This window comes from Roseovarius sp. EL26 (genome assembly GCF_900327775.1).
Taxonomy (GTDB): Bacteria; Pseudomonadota; Alphaproteobacteria; order Rhodobacterales; family Rhodobacteraceae; genus Roseovarius.
The window spans coordinates 1,056,929-1,069,612 of record NZ_OUMZ01000007.1 but is presented as its reverse complement, the minus strand read 5'-3'; the positions used below and the strand labels follow the sequence as shown (position 1 = coordinate 1,069,612).

At 52.8% G+C, this 12,684-nt stretch carries 11 protein-coding genes, 1 tRNA gene and 1 pseudogene; 4 read left to right on the top strand and 9 right to left on the bottom strand.

The annotated features are described in order from the left end of the window. Positions 1 to 62 precede the first annotated feature (62 nt). Positions 63 to 863: a DUF3445 domain-containing protein gene (locus D9A02_RS13075; RefSeq protein ID WP_120501375.1), complete on the top strand. Its 801-nt coding sequence runs from the start codon at positions 63 to 65 to the stop codon at positions 861 to 863. A gap of 68 nt (positions 864 to 931) precedes the next feature. Here the strand turns inward: D9A02_RS13075 and D9A02_RS13070 are convergent, their stop codons facing one another. From D9A02_RS13070 to D9A02_RS13045, 6 genes are all read right to left on the bottom strand, one after another. After that, the gene (locus D9A02_RS13070; RefSeq protein WP_120501374.1) at positions 932 to 1,594 is read right to left on the bottom strand and encodes a hypothetical protein; all 663 of its coding nucleotides are present in this window, start codon (positions 1,592 to 1,594) and stop codon (positions 932 to 934) included. A gap of 152 nt (positions 1,595 to 1,746) precedes the next feature. Next, on the bottom strand, positions 1,747 to 2,559 hold the full coding sequence (locus D9A02_RS13065) for a lytic transglycosylase domain-containing protein (RefSeq protein WP_120502530.1): 813 nt from the start codon (positions 2,557 to 2,559) through the stop codon (positions 1,747 to 1,749). An 85-nt stretch (positions 2,560 to 2,644) separates the two neighbouring features. Further along, on the bottom strand, positions 2,645 to 3,517 hold the full coding sequence (locus D9A02_RS13060) for a hypothetical protein (protein WP_120501373.1): 873 nt from the start codon (positions 3,515 to 3,517) through the stop codon (positions 2,645 to 2,647). Between the two features lie 349 nt (positions 3,518 to 3,866). Then, entirely contained in the window at positions 3,867 to 4,706 is an 840-nt protein-coding gene (locus D9A02_RS13055) for an amino acid ABC transporter substrate-binding protein (protein ID WP_120501372.1), read from the bottom strand. Between the two features lie 146 nt (positions 4,707 to 4,852). Beyond that, positions 4,853 to 6,259, bottom strand: a complete 1,407-nt coding sequence (gene glnA, locus D9A02_RS13050) for a type I glutamate--ammonia ligase (RefSeq protein ID WP_120501371.1) — start codon at positions 6,257 to 6,259, stop codon at positions 4,853 to 4,855. A gap of 40 nt (positions 6,260 to 6,299) precedes the next feature. Beyond that, on the bottom strand, positions 6,300 to 6,638 hold the full coding sequence (locus tag D9A02_RS13045) for a P-II family nitrogen regulator (protein ID WP_085805745.1): 339 nt from the start codon (positions 6,636 to 6,638) through the stop codon (positions 6,300 to 6,302). A gap of 168 nt (positions 6,639 to 6,806) precedes the next feature. On the opposite strand from D9A02_RS13045, the pseudogene D9A02_RS13040 reads away from it, so the two are divergent. Together D9A02_RS13040 and D9A02_RS13035 are read left to right on the top strand one after the other, a co-directional pair. Beyond that, a pseudogene (locus tag D9A02_RS13040) lies at positions 6,807 to 8,387 on the top strand (NAD(P)H-hydrate dehydratase). 48 nt (positions 8,388 to 8,435) lie between these two features. After that, positions 8,436 to 8,519: transfer RNA gene (locus D9A02_RS13035), tRNA-Leu, on the top strand. A gap of 43 nt (positions 8,520 to 8,562) precedes the next feature. Here D9A02_RS13035 and D9A02_RS13030 read toward each other — a convergent pair. The 3 genes from D9A02_RS13030 to rimK all read right to left on the bottom strand — a co-directional run bounded on the left by D9A02_RS13030 (position 8,563) and on the right by rimK (position 11,308). After that, positions 8,563 to 8,835, bottom strand: a complete 273-nt coding sequence (locus D9A02_RS13030; protein WP_120501370.1) for an NfeD family protein — start codon at positions 8,833 to 8,835, stop codon at positions 8,563 to 8,565. Continuing rightward, complete coding sequence (locus D9A02_RS13025) at positions 8,832 to 9,719, bottom strand: SPFH domain-containing protein (protein ID WP_120501369.1); 888 nt, start codon at positions 9,717 to 9,719, stop codon at positions 8,832 to 8,834. Before D9A02_RS13025 ends, D9A02_RS13030 begins: the two co-directional genes overlap by 4 nt. Before the next feature lie 182 nt (positions 9,720 to 9,901). Then, entirely contained in the window at positions 9,902 to 11,308 is a 1,407-nt protein-coding gene (rimK, locus tag D9A02_RS13020; RefSeq protein ID WP_120501368.1) for a 30S ribosomal protein S6--L-glutamate ligase, read from the bottom strand. A 141-nt stretch (positions 11,309 to 11,449) separates the two neighbouring features. Between rimK and tgt the strand changes: the two genes are divergently transcribed. Next, positions 11,450 to 12,577 (top strand): tRNA guanosine(34) transglycosylase Tgt, encoded by a 1,128-nt coding sequence (gene tgt / locus D9A02_RS13015; protein ID WP_120502529.1) that lies wholly within the window; start codon positions 11,450 to 11,452, stop codon positions 12,575 to 12,577. Positions 12,578 to 12,684: the final 107 nt, after the last annotated feature.

The following is a 12,684-nucleotide window of genomic DNA, read 5'->3' as shown; positions in this document are numbered from 1 at the left end:
GGCAAGGTAAGAGCGGCCAAGTGAGGCGGAATGCCCGTGTTTTAAGAGCTCAGAGGTGTGTTATGGCGGAAAATGAGGCGTTGCATTTCAAGGATCATGCCCAGACCCAGGCACAGGGCAAAGAGATCCTTCAGACCCAAACCCCGCATGATGTGGAGAACCTGCGCGCCTTGCCGGGGATTGCACCGCTAAAGCCGGAAGAATGGCTGCTATCTGATGAGGCTTTTACTGCCCAGATGGCCGAGCGGGAACGCTTGCTGCAAACACGGCGAGAGGATGTTTTAGCGTTGTTGCCCGAGGGGCGTGCAGCAGCGGAGGAGCTGTTGGAGCATGTTCTGGGCTGGCTGAGGATAAACGGGCAGGGGTATCAGATATCGGGCAGCTCAGTGAAGAGGCCAGATGGAGTCGTTGTTGATGTTTATCCAGATGATCCTTTGGGGAGTCTTGGACGGATTGTGCAGGATGATTTTTGCCTGTTGCAAAAACAGGGCGATGAACATGTGTTGACCGGGGCGGTGTTGTGTTTCCCGGCAAGCTGGCGATTGTCCGACAAGATCGGGCGACCATTGATTGGTATTCATGCGCGGGTGCAGGAATATGATGATCAAGTCGCGCGGCGGGTGCAGCGCCTTTTTGATGGCGTACAGGTTGGGCGGCCACTGTGGCGGTTTAACCGGCTGTATTATTCTGACCCATCCTTGTTTCAGCCTGTATCACGTCAGACCCCGTCTGAGGAATTAAGCGCAGATTATCCTTATCTGCGGACTGAGAGACAATGCGTGCTGCGCCTGCCGAAAACACAGGCCTGTGTCTTTTCTATCCATACCTATGTGATGAAACGCGGGGACACATCAGAGAATTGAAAAAGTTCGGCCTGCCCTTCATTCAAGCAAGGACAGGCCGGTCCGGCAAAAAGAGTCTGAGCGAAGGTTCAGGCTGGAAGAGCCGTGGTTCCGCTGACATCACGCAGCAATGAATACACCAACATAAAGGCCCCAATGGCAGGAACCTGTAGCAGGAATGAACAGCTGAGCGTATAGATGGTCAACCGCTTGGGAAGTGAGATTTTCTCACCGATACTGACAAGAGAGATGCTTTGCTCTGGCTCGTCGTCGGCAGTCAGGATCATATCATCTGGTGCCACATAAGGTGCGTTGTCTGCAACCTGATCACTGCTGTCATCGACGAGGTCTGCAACAAGGTCGATCAAATCGCTGCCGATCGCACAGCTAGCTTCGCCTTGCATCACGGTGTCATAAGGAAGGTAGCTGTTGGTATGCTCTACAATGTGTTGTGACATTGCCTCGAAGTAGCCGGCCGTTGGAGGGCACTTTTCACCCTGCGGCGAACTGCCAACAGCAATCACCAAATGCCATGAATTCCCCGGTCTGTTGGGTTTCAGCCATCCCAATGCGATACGCAATGTTTCGCGGTCAAGAATTGCAACGTCATCACAATCCCAAGTCAGGCTGCGCACGCCTGTGTCTGCCATCTGAAAGGCAATGTCGAACTCTTCGACAATATCAGAAAATCCAATTTTTGGCTTTTGGCGATACTCAAGGACCGCGATCGTTCCAAAATCATTATAGGACATCGTATGTTCCACCCACTTATAGTGTCCGAATATTATATGAACTTCATCATATGAATTTGGACACAATTTGCTTGGACTGTGGCGGAATTAGGTCATCCAAGCAGTACACGTATGGGTGAGCAATTAATTGCCAAAACTAGATGGTTCAATTTTCACGCATCGATTTTCGCTGCCATAATGGCGATGGCTTTTTGATAGACACCAGCCGCATTCCATTGCTGCAGGGTTTGAAAGTTGGGTTGACCGGGTTGATATCCTTTTCCTGGCTTCCAACCCTTTTGCCGCAAAAAATTAGCAGTTGAGGCCAGTGCATCAGCTTGAGAATAAAAGTCGACTTTACCGTCGCCATTTGCGTCCACGCCATATTTTAAGGCATTTCCAGGCAGGAACTGCGTGTGCCCCAACTCGCCGTGTTTGGCGCCTTTTGTGGCAGGGGTAATCGCGCCGTGATCAACCAATTTCAATGCGCCAAGGGCATGGGGCACGAAAAAGTCGGAGCGACGACAATCATAGGCAAGGGTCGTGATCGCCGAAACAACGGCGCTATCGCCCATGAAGCCACCAAACCCTGTTTCCATACCATGAATGGCGATTATGACACCCGCGGGCACACCATATTGACGCTCTAGTGAGGCATAGAAATTAGGGTTTGCGGCTTTGCGTTTGCGGCCTTGCGCAACAATTGTATTGGCACCACGCACCTGCATGAATTTTTCTAACGAATATTTAAAGCTTTTCTGATTGCGGTCTGCGGCAATGGTGCGTGTTGCATATTGTGCACTGGCAAGGGCTTGCAAGCCACGCTTGCCAACGCCGGCTTGTTTGGCCTGTTTGACAAAGCTGGATTTCCAAGCTCCAAACCCGCTGGCATTGTTACCGCACTCAGCAGCCGTTGCTGCCCCAGTTTGTAAAACCAACAAACAAGTTCCTAATGATAGAATGAAATTTCTTTTTTTCGTTAACATGACAAAAGCCTCAGTGATGCGGTTCTCATCAAAGGTAGTCGAGAGTTGCGCCAGCACAAGGGAAACCTGTGATGGCTATCACGTTTTAGCCGACCAGGTGTTGAATGGCACCCATGGCCTGAGCTGTGGTGCCATATGCGTTAAAGGCGATAAATGTCCCAGTCAGAGCCGCAGCCTGAGAGCTCAGCCGTAGGTCTTCGCCCTTGATCAGGTTGAAAACAATCAATGCCAAACCGATAGGAAGGCAAAACAGAGAAACAGAAAACGACATGAGCCATGCAGACAAGCGCTGCAGGTCACTATGTCTTATGGCGTTGACTACGATGGCAGCGCGATTGGATTCAGTTGGATAGTTTTCCTGAAATATTGCGCGCAAGTCACTGTTACGTGCGTGATCTTGATCAGTTACAGACTGCCGTGCAAGTAAGCGCTGCTGCAAAATATCTGCGGTTTCTTCAATTTCCGGCAGGACTTTGGCGCGTGAAACTGGTGTAGTTCCTTGTTGCAATACAAGGCTTTCGTGATCTTCAGGTTGTGTTGTGGCCTTGATGAAGTCGGCGCTGCTCAACACGGCCGTTCGACCTATCCATTTGACATAGTCGGGCGACAGCGCCCAATGCAGCAATGTCAGTGTATGGGCCAACACGGAATCCGTTTTCAGCGGAGTGCTCCCCGGTATTCCGGTTTCATCTAGATTTGGTTTGATTTGGACAGCTAAAAAAAATTCAGCGGGGGTTTGCAACGTCGCGATTTCAATATCTTCGCAGATTGCCAAGCGCACAACGTGATCTGCAGTCGAAACTATTGCGCAGATGTCAGAGAGGACTCTGACGGATGTGACTTTTTCTTCGAGCGCCTCAAAGCTATGGGCAACACGATTGGCGATTTTGACGATATCAAGATCTCGATAGCCCAAAAACACCAGGCCCGAAGTCAACCAATCTTTATCATTATCCATGCCACAGCCCGCTCAGAACATTTGTGCTCTAACGCACATAGCACGCATAAGGTGAAATCAATTTGTTTCAATTGCGGACACATTGAGGCAATTTGCAAAATTTCAAGCTATTGGTGCTAAATTTGAAACAAATAGTCACAAAGAAATAGCTTGTAGTTTTTCTCTGAGAACTGCTGCAGACTTTGGTGTTTCAACGTTTGAATACCTATGCTGAGAGATATTTTGGCTTTTGCTGAGGCAAGATAAGCAATTTACATGAAGAGACCGTGCTCATTGAGATAATGAAAAAAGGCACCATAATGGTGCCTTTGATCTGTGGTTTTTCGATGTTAGCTCACGATTGCGATGATCACGGCAATGTAGGTGCGATCAGATACATGGCACGCATCGCCAGCCCAGGTTGTGCTGTAGGGAAAGATTTGCGGTATAGTTTCGACATCTCTCCACTGGAATAAAGCCTTGAGAGGATGGTATCGACCAAAAGACGCATATCCGCATCACCACGCGCCATCACTAAGCCATGCTTTTCCACCGTTAAAATTTCGTTTGAAATTTTGAACTTATTTTGTAGCTCACTATTACTAAAGAGATTGTACAGAATAGATTGATCTGCGAAATGGGCTTCGATTTCGCCAGCTTCCATAGCCGCCATCGCAGCCTGATGGTTATCAAACGCAACGACTTCACCATTGACGCCAGCGCGTTTTAGCGAATTTCCCAGGGCTTTCTCGGTGGTAGTGCCTTTTCTAACGCCAATTTTCTTGCCATCCAGGGCTGACATATCCCCGCTGGCGTCCCGAAGTAGCAGAACTGCAGTTCCATCAATGAAAGTTGGAGTTGAAAAGTCAACTTTCACTCTGCGGCTCAGCGTGATTGTCGATGCTCCGCACAAAAGGTCAACATCACCGGATGCCACTTTGTCAAAACGATCTTCTGTTGTGACCGGGATAAAGTTTGTCTTGATTTTTTCAAGCTCAAGTGGCTGAGCCATAGCCGCAACAATTGCTTTGCAGATTTTGATCGAATAACCGGTAGGATTACCGCCACTATCGGCGAATGACAGGGGCGCTGCGTCCGTGCGGTATCCGATGTTAATTTCTCCTTTGGCCCGGATGCGGTCAAGTGTTTGGGCGGTGGCCGGGGCTGCGAACAGGGCCGTCATGAGAAGGCCAAGAGCGATGCGACGCATTCAGATATCCTTTTGGTATGAAATCAGTTGGGGCAATCTAGCCTGTGTTGCGGGAGTGTCAAACAGGTCACATTGCCCACGGCGGAAGAGTGCGTACAAAAAAGGCGCCCCGAAGGGCGCCTGATCGTCTGGTATTACCTGCTGTATTAGCAGCTGTAGTACATTTGGAACTCAACCGGGTGCGGTGTGTGCTCGTAAGATTGAATCTCTTCCATCTTAAGGGCGATATAGCCGTCGATCTGGTCTTTGGTGAAAACGTCACCGGCGATCAGGTAGTCGTGATCCGCTTCCAATTCTTCCATGGCTTCGCGCAGGCTGCCGCAGACAGTTGGGATGTCTTTGAGCTCTTCCGCAGGAAGGTCATAGAGGTTTTTGTCCATGGCTTCGCCCGGATCGATTTTGTTTTTGATCCCGTCAAGGCCAGCCATCAGCAGGGCAGCAAAGCACAGATAAGGGTTGGCCGCCGGATCGGGGAAGCGCGCCTCAACACGTTTCGCCTTGGGGCTTTCGGTCCATGGGATCCGAACACAACCCGAGCGGTTACGTGCCGAATAGGCGCGCAGAACGGGGGCTTCGAATCCTGGGATCAGACGTTTGTAGCTGTTCGTGGCCGGGTTGGTGAAGGCGTTCAGCGATTTGGCGTGGCTCAGGATGCCGCCAATGAAATACAGTGCTTCCTGGCTCAGGTCAGCATATTTGTCACCTGCAAACAAAGGCTTGCCATCTTTCCAGATCGACATGTTCACGTGCATGCCGGAACCGTTATCACCATAGATCGGTTTTGGCATGAAGGTGGCGGATTTGCCGTAGGCGTGCGCCACGTTGTGAATGATATATTTGAATTTTTGCAGCTCGTCTGCTTGCTCGGTCAGTGATCCAAAGATCAGGCCCAGTTCGTGCTGGCAGCTGGCGACTTCGTGGTGGTGTTTGTCGACCTTCATACCCAGACGTTTCATGGTGCTGAGCATCTCGGAACGCAGGTCCTGTGCCTCATCGATTGGGTTAACCGGGAAGTAACCACCTTTGAGGCCAGGGCGATGGCCCATGTTGCCCATCTCATATTCGGTGTCTGTGTTCCAGGATGCGTCTGATGCATCAACCTCGTAGGATACTTTGTTGATACTGTTAGAGAAACGCACATCGTCAAACAGAAAGAACTCAGCCTCTGGGCCCATGTATGCCACATCGCCGATACCTGTTGATTTCAGGTAAGCCTCAGCCTTTTGGGCCGTGCCACGTGGGTCGCGTGGGTAAGCTTCGCCAGTGTCAGGCTCAACAACCGAGCAATGGATGCACAGGGTTTTTTCCGCGTAAAACGGATCAACATAGGCGCTTGTGGTGTCGGGCATGAGCTTCATGTCCGAGGCCTCGATCGATTTCCAACCCGCGATGGAGGAGCCGTCAAACATGAAGCCCTCTTCGAGGAAATCTTCATCAACCAGATCGGCGATGATAGTGACGTGCTGTAGTTTGCCGCGCGGGTCAGTGAAGCGGATGTCGACATATTCGATGTCGTCTTCGCGGATTTGGTTGAGAACGTCTGAGATGCTCATTCCCGATTTCCTTTTTTTGCTGGGAAAATTGCGAAAGGGTTTAAAGTGCGTCTGAACCGGTTTCACCGGTGCGGATGCGGATAGCTTGTTCTACTGGGCTAACGAAGATTTTGCCATCACCGATCTTGTCGGTTTTGGCGGCATCTACAATGGCCTCGATTGCGGCGTCGACCTGATCATCGTCCAGCACAACGTCAATTTTGACCTTGGGCAGGAAGTCGACGACATATTCAGCGCCGCGATATAGTTCGGTATGGCCCTTTTGGCGACCAAACCCTTTGACCTCGATTACCGAAAGGCCCTGAACGCCGATGTCCTGCAGCGCTTCTTTCACTTCATCAAGTTTGAAGGGTTTGATGATGGCTTCGATCTTTTTCACGGTCAGGCCTCCGACTTTGGGGTTTGGAGATGTTCGACCACTTCCCGAAGGGGGATACAATCGGTTAGCGTACGAGGAACGTGCTGCGCGTGCGAGAATGAAGTGTGTTGCCTAAATTTTAGGCAAGTTGCGTTTAAAACGAGCAAGAGTGAATCGAGTGAGACCCAGATGACAGAACTTTTGACTGCAGCCCAGATGCGGGCCATTGAGCAGGCCGCGATTGAATCGGGTGAGGTCACCGGACTTGAGCTGATGGAACGCGCAGGGCAGGGCGTGGTAGAGGCGATTTTTGAGGAATGGCCGGAGCAGGCAAAAACATCCTACCGCGCGGTGGTCCTGTGCGGGCCGGGCAATAATGGCGGTGATGGATTTGTTGTTGCCCGATTGCTCAAGGAATGGGGCTGGGAGGTGGAGGTGTTTCTGCATGGAGAGGCCGATAAGCTGCCACCGGATGCGCGGGTGAATTATAAGCGGTGGTGTGAAATCGGTGTCGCACATCGGTATGACGCCGAAATCCTTATGGGGGCGGCACGGCAGGCTGTGGTTGAAGGGGTGGAACAATGGCTTGTGGTGGATGCTCTTTTTGGCATCGGTCAGCGCGCACCGCTGAACGAGGTTATGGCGCCAATGAACCGCCTGATTGATGCGACCTTTGGTGAAGGTGCAGGGCCAACGCCATTTTTCGTCGCGATAGATATCCCTACCGGATACGACGTGGACACAGGCGCGACCCTCGCACAACGCCCGATGCCAAGCGATTTGATCGTCACGTTTCATTCACCTAAACCAATTCACGAGATGCCACATATGGCGGATGCACGCCTGATGGTTGTGGACATCGGTTTGCCCGACAGAGAGGCCTGACATATGGGACGTGCCCCTAGAGTTATCTACGCCAACGCCACACGTATTGCCGGGTTGTGCAAAGACTCCGACAATCACAAGTATTCCCACGGTCATGCGCTCATCCTCTCGGGTGGATCAGGCAAAACCGGCGCGGCGCGCATGGCGGCGCGGGGGGCGCTCAGGATTGGGGCGGGGCTGGTGAGCTTGGGCGTGCCACCCTCGGTACAGATGGAGGTGGCATGTCAGGTCACGGCGGTGATGCTCAAGCGGATTGAGGGGGGCGAAGGCTTTGCCGAGGTGTTGCAGGACGAGCGCTTGAATGCGCTGTGTCTGGGGCCGGGGGTGGGGCTTGAACGAGCACTAGAATTGGTGCCGGTGGCTTTGGCGGCCAAACGGGCAACAGTTTTGGATGCGGATGCTCTGTCAGTCTTCGCGGATAGTCCGGAAGTGTTATTCGACAAGCTGCATAAAAACTGTGTTTTGACGCCGCATGGCGGGGAGTTTGCGCGGTTGTTTCCGGACATTGCTGCGAAACTGAACGAAGCGCCCACCAAAGGCCTGGCCTATTCCAAGGTGGATGCGACGCGAGAGGCGGCCAAAAGGGCGGGGTGTGTTGTCCTGTTCAAGGGTGCCGATACGGTGATTGCAGCACCTGATGGGCGCTGTTCCATCAACTCTGCGCATTATGAGAGATCGGCACCTTGGTTGGCGACAGCGGGATCGGGGGATGTGCTTTCTGGGTTTGTCACCGGATTGATGGCGCGCGAGTTTGATCCGATGCAGGCAGCGGAAACGGCCGCGTGGCTGCATGTGGAATGCGCACTCAGCTTTGGCCCCGGTCTGATTGCCGAGGATCTGCCAGAGGAATTGCCAAAGGTTTTCCAAAAACTTGGCGTGAGCTGAATTTTCCTCTCGCATCCCGTTACGGGCTTTGTTATGTGGCACCTCAATGCGGGTGTGGCGGAATTGGTAGACGCACCAGATTTAGGTTCTGGCGCCTATGGCGTGGGGGTTCGAGTCCCTTCACCCGCACCACTTCCACAAAATTTCAAAAAGGCGGGAATATCCCGCCTGATTATTATTTGTTGATGTCTTCATGCACAATTCGGGTCTGATCGTCGGCAGGTTTAAACGCGCGGCGCAGGGCGAACCACGAGATCAGAGACAGTACCGCAAACACCGCCATAAGGGCGGGCAGGCCGATATTGAAGGGCAGGGCGACAACCCCGGCAGTGATGGCCGCGCCTAGGGCGATACCAAGGAAAATATATCCCGGTGCAAGGGTTTCGAGAATGGCGAGTACGAGTGCTGCGCCTAGCCAGACCCACCATTGTGCCCAAAGATCTGTCATGATTTCCCTTTCAGCATGTTGAAGGCGTTGCCAAAGGCCTCAAGCGCATTTGCGGGGACCAGTATGGTTGATGATGATGGGCTGCTGCCAAGTTTGTTCAACGCTTCTACTTGTTTCAAGGCCACCTGATATTGCGCGGCTTCTAGGCCATTTTCTGCAATGGCAGCGGCAACGGTGCTGGTGGCATAGGCTTCTGCTTCGGCCTGAACTCGGCGGGCCTTGGCGATCTGCTCAGCGGCATACAGCTCGGCATCGGCGTTTAGCTCGACCGCGCGTTTTGCGCCCTCGGCCTCGGTCACCTGTGCGCGGCGGGCGCGCTCGGCGTTCAGCTGCTGCAGCATCGCATCGCGGGTGGCCTGATCAAGGTTCACATCCAGAATCTCGGCACGCGTCACTTCGATGCCCCAGTCATCAACGGCGTCTTCGACTGAGGATTGGATGGTATCGATCAAACCGCCACGGTTGGCTTGCACATCATCAAGGTCCATTTGACCGATCTGTGCTCGTACGATACCAGCGACGGTTGTGGCGATTGCGGCGTCGACGTCACGAATGCGGTAAACTGTCTTTTCGGGTTGGGTAATGCGATAAAAGACCGATGTGTCGACCTGCACCAGAACGTTGTCTTTGGTGATAGCATCTTGTGATGCGGTCGGGAGTTGGCGTTCCAGAATAGAGATCTTGTGGCGCACTTTGTCCAGAAACGGCACGATAAAGTTAATACCGGGCCCAAGCACCGCGCGCAGCCGGCCAAACCGTTCGACCACATGTTGCTCAGATTGAGGGACAATCTTGACCCCACGAAAAATCAGGACAAAGACAAAGACGGCCAGCAGAATAAACAGCAGATTTGATGAGACGAGATCGAGAAGTAGGTCTTCCATTAAGGATCCTCAATTTGTGTATGCAATGGTATACATATGGGTGTTTGTAGTAAATTTACAACCGCAGATAAAAGGAAAACCGGGCAGGAAAAAGGCCGTAATTGCACCTGAGTAGAAATTTTTAAAGCAGATATAAAAACGAGGCAGGGCCATACTGTACTGGCCCTGCCGTTAGGTTGACGTCAAGGTTTAGCCGTTTTACGTCGCTTGATCGGCGTGGCGCGAGCGTGCGATTCAATCACATCATACAACTTTCCGGCGATATTTTTTCCGGTAGAGTTTTCAATACCCTCAAGCCCTGGTGAAGAGTTGACCTCAAGGACCTTTGGCCCGTTTTCTGAACGTAAGAGATCGACACCTGCAAGATTGAGATCAAACGCTTTGGCCGCGCGCAGGGCGGTTTCACGCTCTTCCTTGGTGATGCGTACCGATTGCGCACTACCACCCCGATGCAGGTTTGAGCGAAAATCGCCCTCGGCCCCCGTGCGTTTCATGGATGCGACGACCTTGCCACCAACCACCAGACAGCGAATGTCTTCGCCGGCGGCCTCTTTGACAAAATCCTGCACCAAGAAGTTGGCCTTGAGACCCCGGAAGGCATCAATCACCGATTCCGCGGCTTTTTTGGTCTCGGCAAGCACCACACCTTTGCCTTGGGTGGATTCGAGTAATTTGACAATCAACGGCGCGGTGCCCACCAATCCTATCAAATTGCCGGTATCCTTGGGAGAGGCGGCAAAGGCGGTGTTGGGCATGCCGACCTTGTGACGGGCCATCAACTGGTGCGCATGCAGCTTGTCGCGGCTCGCTGTAATACCTGCCGAGGGGTTCACACAATAGGTGCCGATGGTTTCGAACTGCCGTACAATCGCAGTGCCATAGGGCGTGATTGATGCCCCAATGCGTGGAATGACCGCATCAAAGCGCGGCAGGCGTTTGCCATCATAATGCACATCCGGCGCCATGGCGTTGATGGTCATATAGCATCGGGTGGTGTTGATCACTTCAACGGTATGACCACGCTTTTCACCCTCTTCCACCAAACGGCGGGTGGAATAGTTATCTTCACGTGACAAAACCGCGATCCGCAGGGATCTGTTGGGTTGGGCCTGACGCATTTTTGAGGTGTGATAGACGTCATAATTGAGTTCTGGTTGTTGGAAGCGCTCAGTTGCAACAATTGAGATATTGTCCTTAAGCGCCGTACGTCCCAGCAACATACGCGAATTCATCGTGGCGCGGTTGGTGAGCGTGATCTCAATCGGCCAGCTTTGACCGCTGACGGATAAGTCGCTTTGTATAACAAAACGCATCTCTTTTTCGCCATTGGATGAGGTCACTTCACGTCGATCAGTAATCAATGCGGAACACGGGATCACCAGATCATCGCGGCCGGGAATGGGGTGAAGGGTGAAGCGAACCTTGGGCTTGGCTGCCGGGCCAAATGTTTCTATGTCAAATGCGTGTAGCGCGCTGGTGCGGGCGCCGGTATCGATTTTAGCGCGCAGCGCTGGAATGCCGAGATCAGGCAGGCTGATCCATTCTTCCCATCCGAAATTGAGAATGTCTGTGTCATCGGGAGTGGGCAATCGCGTCCCTCCTTATTTTGTGTTTTTGGGGCTTCCGTCATTGTGGGAAACCCTTTCCCTGAAGGCATGATCACAACATGTATGACCACAGGGTGCAACCCGGGGCTTGGCAAATGCGCTGATCCGGTGCATGTGGGCGGCATGAGAACCTTTTCCTTTTCCCTTAATGCCGAAGACGGGCAAGCCCGCACCGGCGTCATCTCAACCCCACGCGGAGAGATCCGCACACCGGCGTTTATGCCGGTGGGTACAGCCGCGACCGTCAAGGCGATGATGCCCGAAAGCGTGCGCGCGACCGGGGCGGATATTTTGCTGGGCAATACCTATCACTTGATGCTGCGCCCCACAGCGGAGCGGATCGATCAGCTGGGCGGTCTGCATAAGTTTATGAACTGGGAGCGCCCCATTCTGACCGACAGCGGTGGGTTTCAGGTGATGAGCCTAGCAGGGCTGCGTAAATTAAACGAACACGGGGTGACGTTCAAATCGCATATTGATGGCTCCAAGCACGAGCTGACGCCCGAACGGTCGATGGAAATCCAGAAGCTGTTGGGCAGTGACATTGTCATGTGTTTCGACGAATGCCCGGCACTGCCTGCGACTGATAAGGAAGTTGCTGAAAGCATGCGGCTGAGCATGCGTTGGGCGGAACGCTCCAAGGACGCCTTTGGCGATCGGCCGGGTCATGCGCTCTTTGGGATCATGCAAGGTGGTGTCACGCCGGAATTGCGTGAGGAATCTGCCGAGGCACTGAAAAATATCGGCTTTGATGGCTATGCCGTTGGTGGATTGGCTGTGGGTGAGGGGCAGGAGGCCATGTTTGGCGTTCTGGATTATGCGCCAGGATATCTGCCCAAGGACAAGCCGCGCTATCTGATGGGCGTCGGCAAGCCAGATGATATTGTTGGCGCTGTTAAGCGCGGCATCGATATGATGGACTGTGTTTTGCCGTCACGCTCTGGTCGGACAGGGCAGGGCTGGACACGTCATGGGGTTTTGAACATCAAAAATGCCCGTCATCAAGATGACCCACGCCCGATCGACGATGCTTGTACATGTCCGACTTGCCGCAACTATAGTCGCGCCTATCTGCACCATGTGTTCCGCAGCCAAGAGATGATCAGCTCGATGTTGCTGACCTGGCACAACCTGCACTACTATCAGGACCTCATGGCAGGCATGCGGAGCGCAATTTCTGAGGGGCGTTTTGCCGCTTGGGAGGCAGACTTCCACGCGCAGCGCGAACAGGGCGATATTGAGCGACTTTAATAATGTGTTGGTCTAGGCGATTCTGTTTAGGGACGAGGGCAATCTTTAGCATGGAGTTTGATTTGTGAAACAAAGGCAGTCCAACCCGTTGGATTGTTGCTGTATTC

Coding starts and splice junctions, on each gene's coding strand:
- glnA (WP_120501371.1), bottom strand. CDS start 6,259: ATGAGCATCTCAGACGTTCTCAACCAAATCCGCGAAGACGACATCGAA.
- D9A02_RS13075 (WP_120501375.1), top strand. CDS start 63: ATGGCGGAAAATGAGGCGTTGCATTTCAAGGATCATGCCCAGACCCAG.
- D9A02_RS13060 (WP_120501373.1), bottom strand. CDS start 3,517: ATGGATAATGATAAAGATTGGTTGACTTCGGGCCTGGTGTTTTTGGGC.
- D9A02_RS13025 (WP_120501369.1), bottom strand. CDS start 9,719: ATGGAAGACCTACTTCTCGATCTCGTCTCATCAAATCTGCTGTTTATT.
- D9A02_RS13065 (WP_120502530.1), bottom strand. CDS start 2,559: ATGTTAACGAAAAAAAGAAATTTCATTCTATCATTAGGAACTTGTTTG.
- D9A02_RS13030 (WP_120501370.1), bottom strand. CDS start 8,835: ATGACAGATCTTTGGGCACAATGGTGGGTCTGGCTAGGCGCAGCACTC.
- tgt (WP_120502529.1), top strand. CDS start 11,450: ATGAGAACCTTTTCCTTTTCCCTTAATGCCGAAGACGGGCAAGCCCGC.
- D9A02_RS13070 (WP_120501374.1), bottom strand. CDS start 1,594: ATGTCCTATAATGATTTTGGAACGATCGCGGTCCTTGAGTATCGCCAA.
- D9A02_RS13055 (WP_120501372.1), bottom strand. CDS start 4,706: ATGCGTCGCATCGCTCTTGGCCTTCTCATGACGGCCCTGTTCGCAGCC.